The sequence below is a fragment of the Salinisphaera orenii subsp. halophila YIM 95161 genome, from assembly GCF_003732545.1.
Lineage (GTDB): Bacteria > Pseudomonadota > Gammaproteobacteria > Nevskiales > Salinisphaeraceae > Salinisphaera > Salinisphaera orenii_A.
Genome location: NZ_AYKF01000001.1, coordinates 257986 through 264988 on the forward strand (window position 1 = coordinate 257986; position 7003 = coordinate 264988).

Below are 7003 nucleotides of genomic sequence, written 5' to 3' on the forward strand. Positions count from 1 at the left end.
AAGCCATGAACGACTTCCTCACCAACGCCATCGCGCTCGCGCCGCTGCTGATCATCTGCGCGACGATCGTGGCCGTGATCGGCACCATCGCGGTCGGCCGTCATCACTTCACTGCGGCGACGATCACGGTCGTGGGGCTCAACGCCGCACTCATCTCGCTGCTGGGCGTACTTCAGGTCACCCCGCTCGAGGTGACGCCGCTGTTCATCATCGACAACTATTCGGTCCTGTTCGGCGCCATCGTGCTGGTGGCGTCGCTGGCCTGCTCCACCCTGGCGCACGCCTATCTCGAGACGCTCCCCGACCGGCGCGAGGAGTTCTACGTCCTGCTGCTGTGCTCGGCCGGCGGTGCGCTGGCGCTGATCGCGGCCCGCCACATGGCCTCGCTGTTCATCGGCCTCGAACTGCTGTCGGTCCCCCTCTACGGCATGGTCGCCTACACCTATCGCGACCGGATTTCGCTCGAGGCCGGCCTCAAGTACATGGTGCTTTCCGGCGCCGCGTCCGCCTTTCTCCTGTTCGGCATGGCGCTGCTCTACGCCGCCTCGGGCACGCTGGTGTTCGCCGAGCTCGCCGAGGCCGCGACCGACGGGGTCGGCTCGACCTGGATGCTCGCGGGCGTCGGCATGATGGTGGTCGCGCTGGCGTTCAAGCTCTCGCTCGTGCCCTTCCACCTGTGGACGCCGGACGTCTACGAAGGCGCACCCGGCCCGGTCTCGGCCTTTCTGGCCACGGTCAGCAAGGTCGCCGTGTTCGCGCTGCTCGCACGCTTTTTCAGCCTCGCGCCGCCGGCCGACGACGGCTGGCTGCTGACGCTGATCGGGGTCATCGCCCTGGCCTCGATGCTGATCGGCAATCTGCTGGCGCTGCGCCAGAACAACATCAAGCGTCTGCTCGGCTATTCGTCGATCGCGCATCTGGGCTATCTGCTGACCGCGGTGGTGGCCGGTGGCGAGCTCGGCATCGAGACCGTCGGCGTCTATCTGGCAACCTATGTCGCCACGACGCTGGGCGCCTTCGGCGTGGTGACGCTGGTGTCCAGCCCCTACTCCGGCACCGACGCGGGCGCCCTGCACCACTACCGCGGCCTGTTCTGGCGCCGGCCCTATCTGGCCGCGGTGCTGACCGTGATGATGCTGTCGCTGGCCGGCATCCCGATGACCGCCGGCTTCATCGGCAAGTTCTACGCCCTGGCGGTCGGCGTCCAGAGCGGGCTGTGGTGGCTGGTCGGCGGCATCGTCATCGGCAGCGGAATCGGGCTGTACTACTACCTGCGCGTGATGATCATCCTGTATCTGGTCGAGCCGGGCCAGAGCCGCCGCGACGCGGTATCCGGCTGGGGTCAGCAGTCGGGCGGCATCATGGTGCTCCTGCTCTCGGCCGCGGTGATTCTGTTCGGTATCTATCCGCAGCCGCTGATCGCGCTCGTCGACGCCGCGGTCATGAACGGCGGCTAGACCACGCGCGACCGTCGCAATTCGCGGCGAGGGGCCGATGCCGGACTGTCGGCGTCGGGCTGCTCGTAGTGATCGTCACGGGCGGCGAAGCCGGCGCGCGGTGGCCCGCGCCGCGCCGGCCCGCCCTGTCCCGGAGCGAGCGGTCGACGCGGGGAGCCTTTCACGAAGCCGCGGGGCGAGGAGCTTCCGGCCATTTCCCGCAATCCATGCCGGGGCATGCCCCGAGCGGGTTCGGTTCGCCGCTGATCGCGCGCATGCATCGACGCCGCGACGGCGCCCGGCAGCGGGCGCACCCACGGGGACTCATATCGCGCCCGCATTCCAGGGCCGATGCGGCCGCCACCAAGTGCGCGCCGACGCGACATGCGCGTGCACGAAAAGCGCCGCTGGCGGGTCAATCGTTGTCATAGCCGCCGGGCCGGCAATCCAGGGCCGTTTAACACCCCGCGTTGGAGACCGCACACCGTGGGCAGCAAGACGCGAGTCGGAACGTGGCGCGCCACGATCAAGACTGGCAACCCCGCAGCGCGCGATTTGAGGCTCCACCCTTCGGGACAAACGCCGTGCCGCGACCTGCCATGGCGAGTTAACAGACCCTAGCTCGGAGCGTCCAGATCCACGACCGCGCCCGGATTCAAGCGGTTGTCCGGGTCCAGCGCGCGTTTGATCGCGATCAGCATGTCGCGTTCGACCGGCTGCTTGTAGCGGGCGAGCGCGGCGACCTTCAGACGGCCGATCCCGTGCTCGGCGGCGAAGGACCCGCCCATCTCGGCGACGATGTCGTGGACCACGGCGTTCGCCCGGGCCGTCTCGGACAGAAAGGCCGCATCGTCGCTCCCGGCCGGCTTCGACAGGTTGAAGTGCAGGTTGCCGTCGCCGACGTGGCCGAAGGGACAGGGCCGGACGCCGGGCAGGGCCTCGCGCACGACCGGCAGGGCGCGATCCAGAAACGCCGGCAGGCGCGACACCGGCAGCGATATGTCGTGCTTGATCGACGCGCCTTCGGCGACCTGGGCCGGCGGCAGTGATTCGCGCAGATGCCAGAGATCGCGGGCGCCGGCGGTGTCGGCGGCCACACGCACCGAGCGGATCAACCCCTCAGCGCGCAGATCCGCGATCGCGCCGTCAAGGGCGGCGGCGAGCCAGTCGCCGGAGGCCGAGCTGGCCAGTTCGACCAGCAGATACCAGTCGCTGGCCGCTTCGAACGGCTCGGCGCAGCCTTCGATATGCTCGCAGGCCAGCGCCACCGCCTGGCGCGACATCAGTTCGCAGCCGGTGAGATTGTGGCCGGAGGCCGCGGTCAGCCGCCGCTGCACGCCGACCGCCTGCGCGGGCGTATCGAGCCCGAACAGGGCGACAGACTGCTGAACAATCGGCGAGTGGAGCTTGAACACCGCCGCGGTGATGATGCCCAGCGCGCCCTCGCTGCCCACGAAAAGATCGTTGAGATCGAAGCCGCTGTTGTCCTTGCGCAGCCCGGTGAGATTGTCCCAGACACGCCCGTCGGCCGTGACCACTTCCAGCCCCAGCACGAGATCCCGCGTGTTGCCGTAGTGGACCACATTCAGCCCCCCGGCGTTGGTGGCCAGGTTGCCGCCGATGCGACAGCGTTCGCGCGAGGCCAGGGTCAGCGGGAAATACAGGCCCGCATCGGCGGCCGCGCGCTGCGCGTCGGCCAGGGTGCAGCCGGCCTCGACCGTCAGGGTCGCGTTGTCGACATCGATGCCACGCACCGCCGACAGCCGCTCCAGCGACAGAATCACGTGCCGACGGGCATCGTCCGCGGCGCAGCCGCCGACCAGGCCGGTATTGCCCGACTGCGCCACGATCGCGCAGTCGGCGTCGATGCAGGCCCGGACCACCGCCGCCACCATGGCCGTGTCCGCGGGCCGCACGACCGCCAGCGCCCGCGGCTGGAAGGCGCCCCGCCATTCCTGCAGATAGGGTTGCGCCGCGTCGCCGGTCAGCACCTCGTCGGCGCCGACCACGCCGGCGAGCGCCTCCAGAATCCGTGCCGCCATCAGGCCGCGCGCGCCGGATCGTCCGTCAGCAGATCGGCCAGCGCCGGCTGCAGGTGACGATATTCGAAAGCGAAACCGGCCGCCTCGAGCGCTGCAGGCACCGCCCGCTGGCCGGTGAGCAGCAGATGCGCCATCTCGCCGAGCATCAGCCGCAGCACGGGGCCGGGCACCCAGGCGATCTTGGGCCGGTGCAGCACCCGGGCCAGCGTGGCGCTGAACTGGCGATTGCTGACCGGCTCCGGCGCGGTCAGATTGTAGGCCCCGCTGCAGCCCGGCTCGGCCATGAGGAAACGGATCGCGCGGATCTCGTCCCGGATGTGGATCCAGGGCATGAACTGCCGACCGCTGCCGAAATGGCCGCCGAGCCCGAACCGGAACGGCGGCAGCATCTGCGCCAGCGCCCCTTCGTTGGCGCCGAGCACGATGCCGGTACGGATGCGGCACAGGCGGATGCCGGCACCCTCGACGCGGCGCGCGGCCTGCTCCCAGGCCAGGCAGAGTTCCGACTGGAACTCGTCCCCGGGCGGTTCCTCCTCGTCGAGCACGTCATCGCCGCGGGCGCCGTAGTAGCCCACGGCGGAACCGCTGACCAGCACCGAGGGCGGCGTCTCCCACTGCGTGATGACGTCGGTGAGCTCGCGCGTGATCCGCAGGCGGCTCTCGCGCATCTCCCGCTTGCGATCCTCGGTCCAGCGACCGCCGGCCAGATTCTCGCCGGCCAGATTGATCACCGCATCGGCCGGATCGGCCGCGGTCAGCGATTCCACCGGCTGCACGCCGGCCGGCAGCACGCGCTCGGCCGCCTCGGCATCGCGGGTGGCCACCGTGACCGCCCAGCCGTCCGACCGCAGATCGGCGCACAGATGCCGGCCGATGAAGCCGGTACCCCCGGTGATGAGTGCTGTCTTCATGGTCGTACTCTAGCAACGCGGAGCGCGGCGGCGGAACAGGGTTCCAGCAATATACGCGCGCCGGGGCCGCCGCGTTGCGCCATGCCAACGCCGTACTTGCAAAGCATCGCCGTATCGGGTTATCAATGCGCCTGTGCGGCGGTAGCTCAGTTGGTAGAGCGCGACCCTCCCACGGTCGAGGTCGCGAGTTCGAATCTCGTCCGCCGCTCCATCCCCCTTCTTCGTCATCCGACGACTCACGCCTTGCGCGTGACTCCGGCGGCCGTTATCAATCGGCCCAGACCTTTCCGATATCGAGCCGTTCGACGTCGCATGCAACGCAGCGCTGGCGTTCTGCGCCTTGATACCGTCGATTTTATTTTCACATAAAAAAATTGCGAAAAGCTCACGGCAGGGATTCATTATATTGATATTAAAGTTTTTTTAAGTATAGATGCACAGATCAGGGAGCTTTCAAACCGTCGGATATTCTTGCACCCCTTGCGCTGCTCTCCTTGGGTTTGTTATCCCATACATAAAGAAGAAAAATATCGGGGGTTCAGGGATCATGTCTGTACGCAATCGCGCGCATCCGTGCGCGCCACGACAACGTGACGCGAGACCGGCCGTACTATCGAACTTCACGCGTCCCGCACCGATGTCGAACGACGCGATACCGGCCAGCGCGCGCATGCAGCACCCGGGTAAAGCACGGCGCACTGCTGCTTTTCGCGCCACGCCGTTCCATAGGTTATTCGATGGCCGCGCCGGCACGGGGGAGCCAGACACGGGCTAATAGACACCCTCGCCCGTTTCCAGCGGCCGTGATTGATACCGGCCCGCTGTTCAACGCCGGGCCGAATCAGCCGATCGCATCACGAAGGGCCGCCGACTAGCGTCCACTCACCTACACCCGTATCCGTTTCACGCCACCCGCACTTTCCATAGCCGGCACAAAAAAAACAGCACTATTCGCACAAGCGAACCGTTTAGGGGACCACCATGAACCGTATCTACAACCTCGTCTGGAGCCACAGCCTGGGCAAAATCGTCGTCGCGTCCGAACTAGCGCGCAGTCGGCTAAAGGGCGCAACCGGCCACGGTAAAAAACGCGAGACGCAACGGTCTGATAGTCGAGCGAATACCACGCGCTTGACGGCGCGGGGCAGCTCTATCTTGTCCGGAAGGTGCTTCCATTACTCTGCTTTAACGTCGACGCTGATCCTGTTAGCTCTAGCCGCGCCTCCTGCAAGCTTCGCTGCTAAAGATGCCAATCTATCGGGATCCGGCGACGGGCTGACTGTTGGCGATAACACCAATGCCAGCGACTCGGGACTCACCACCCTGTATTGGATGAACCCTTTTCTCCCAGACCCCGGTTTCCCGATTGATTACTCGGGTGGTTTGACTGTGCCTGGCGCGATTGCCATCGGCACCAACGCTGAGGCTAACTCTTCCGGATCTGTTGTCATCGGCTCGAGCTCGATAGCGGACGCCCCCCAGACTAATTACGGTGCTTCGACAGTTATTGGTGCCTACTCTTACGCCGGTAATAACAACAACGTTGTGGTCGGGAACCGATCGGCGGCAACCGGTTTCGCTGCGATGGCGATCGGTCGCGAGGCGATTTCGGAGGGACGCAACGCCATTGCGTTAGGCAATGTGTCTGCTGCCACCGGCGAGGGCTCATTCGCTATAGGCCAGTCCTCGCTCGCGTCAGGCGCGAGAGCGGTGGCCATTGGTTCATCTGAGTCGAACCGGAATTATACGAACGAGAACACCCAAGCTATTGGAACTGATTCGTTAGCTTTTGGCACTAGAACGGTAGCCACGGGCGCCAACTCCATAGCCTTCGGCACAGACGCTAACGCCGACGACTCGGACGCGTTCGCACTTGGTAACAACGCCTCGGCGACGGGGATTGACACGATCGTCATGGGTCGCAGTGCCAGCGCGGATGGGAGTTACGGAGTCAGCATTGGGCAAAACACGGTGGCCGATGGCCAAGCCTCCACGGCAGTAGGCGTGGACGCTGACGCGCTTAGCCAGAACAGTACCGCGCTTGGCAGGCGGGCACTCACTGATGCCGATGCGTCAACGGCTGTCGGTTTGGGAAGCCAAGTACGAGACGGCGCCACGCGCGGCATCGCTATTGGCGGTGCAACCAACGAAAGCTCGAATACAGCGGTCGACGGCTCAGGGACTTATGTCCAGTCTGTAGACGGTATCGCCATAGGTTCCCAAGCCCTGACCGCCGGCGAACGCGCCACCTCGCTGGGCCGCGAAGCCAATGCCAGCGGCGTAGACGCACTCGCCATGGGCACCGGCGCGACTGCCAGCGGTGATCAGTCGCTGAGCATCGGCACGGGCAACACGGTCTCCGGCGATGGCGCCGGCGCCATTGGCGACCCATCTACCGTCACCGGCGACGGCTCCTATGCCATGGGTAACGACAACACGATCGATGCCGACGAAGCCGGCGTGTTCGGCAACCGCAACACGCTGGCCGACACGGCCGTCGGCAGCCGTATCATCGGTAACGACAACGATGTCGATGTGGCCGAGAGCTACGCTCATTTCTGGTGTATGAGCGATTGAAGGAGGCGGCACCCACCTGCTGAAATTAGTAAGACCA

4 protein-coding genes and 1 tRNA gene are annotated in these 7003 nt (G+C 66.0%); 3 read left to right on the forward strand and 2 right to left on the reverse strand.

Annotation, left to right across the window (positions count from 1 at the left end; translation table 11 throughout):
* Positions 1–5: 5 nt before the first annotated feature.
* Positions 6–1457, forward strand: coding sequence for an NADH-quinone oxidoreductase subunit NuoN (gene nuoN, locus SAHL_RS01165; RefSeq protein ID WP_123589568.1), 1452 nt, complete (start codon positions 6–8; stop codon positions 1455–1457).
* A gap of 596 nt (positions 1458–2053) precedes the next feature.
* Here nuoN and SAHL_RS01170 read toward each other — a convergent pair.
* Entirely contained in the window at positions 2054–3478 is a 1425-nt protein-coding gene (locus tag SAHL_RS01170) for an FAD-binding oxidoreductase (protein WP_123589569.1), read from the reverse strand.
* Positions 3478–4389, reverse strand: a complete 912-nt coding sequence (locus SAHL_RS01175) for a TIGR01777 family oxidoreductase (RefSeq protein ID WP_123589570.1) — start codon at positions 4387–4389, stop codon at positions 3478–3480. The genes SAHL_RS01170 and SAHL_RS01175 overlap by 1 nt, the downstream gene beginning before the upstream one ends.
* A 135-nt stretch (positions 4390–4524) precedes the next feature.
* Between SAHL_RS01175 and SAHL_RS01180 the strand changes: the two genes are divergently transcribed.
* A tRNA-Gly gene (locus SAHL_RS01180) sits at positions 4525–4600 on the forward strand.
* Positions 4601–5370: 770 nt separating this feature from the next.
* Complete coding sequence (locus tag SAHL_RS01185; RefSeq protein WP_123589571.1) at positions 5371–6966, forward strand: ESPR-type extended signal peptide-containing protein; 1596 nt, start codon at positions 5371–5373, stop codon at positions 6964–6966.
* Positions 6967–7003: the final 37 nt, after the last annotated feature.

Excerpts from the sequence above, each read along its gene's own strand:
- SAHL_RS01170 (WP_123589569.1), bottom strand. The coding sequence starts at position 3,478 with ATGGCGGCACGGATTCTGGAGGCGCTCGCCGGCGTGGTCGGCGCCGAC.
- SAHL_RS01185 (WP_123589571.1), top strand. The coding sequence starts at position 5,371 with ATGAACCGTATCTACAACCTCGTCTGGAGCCACAGCCTGGGCAAAATC.
- nuoN (WP_123589568.1), top strand. The coding sequence starts at position 6 with ATGAACGACTTCCTCACCAACGCCATCGCGCTCGCGCCGCTGCTGATC.
- SAHL_RS01175 (WP_123589570.1), bottom strand. The coding sequence starts at position 4,389 with ATGAAGACAGCACTCATCACCGGGGGTACCGGCTTCATCGGCCGGCAT.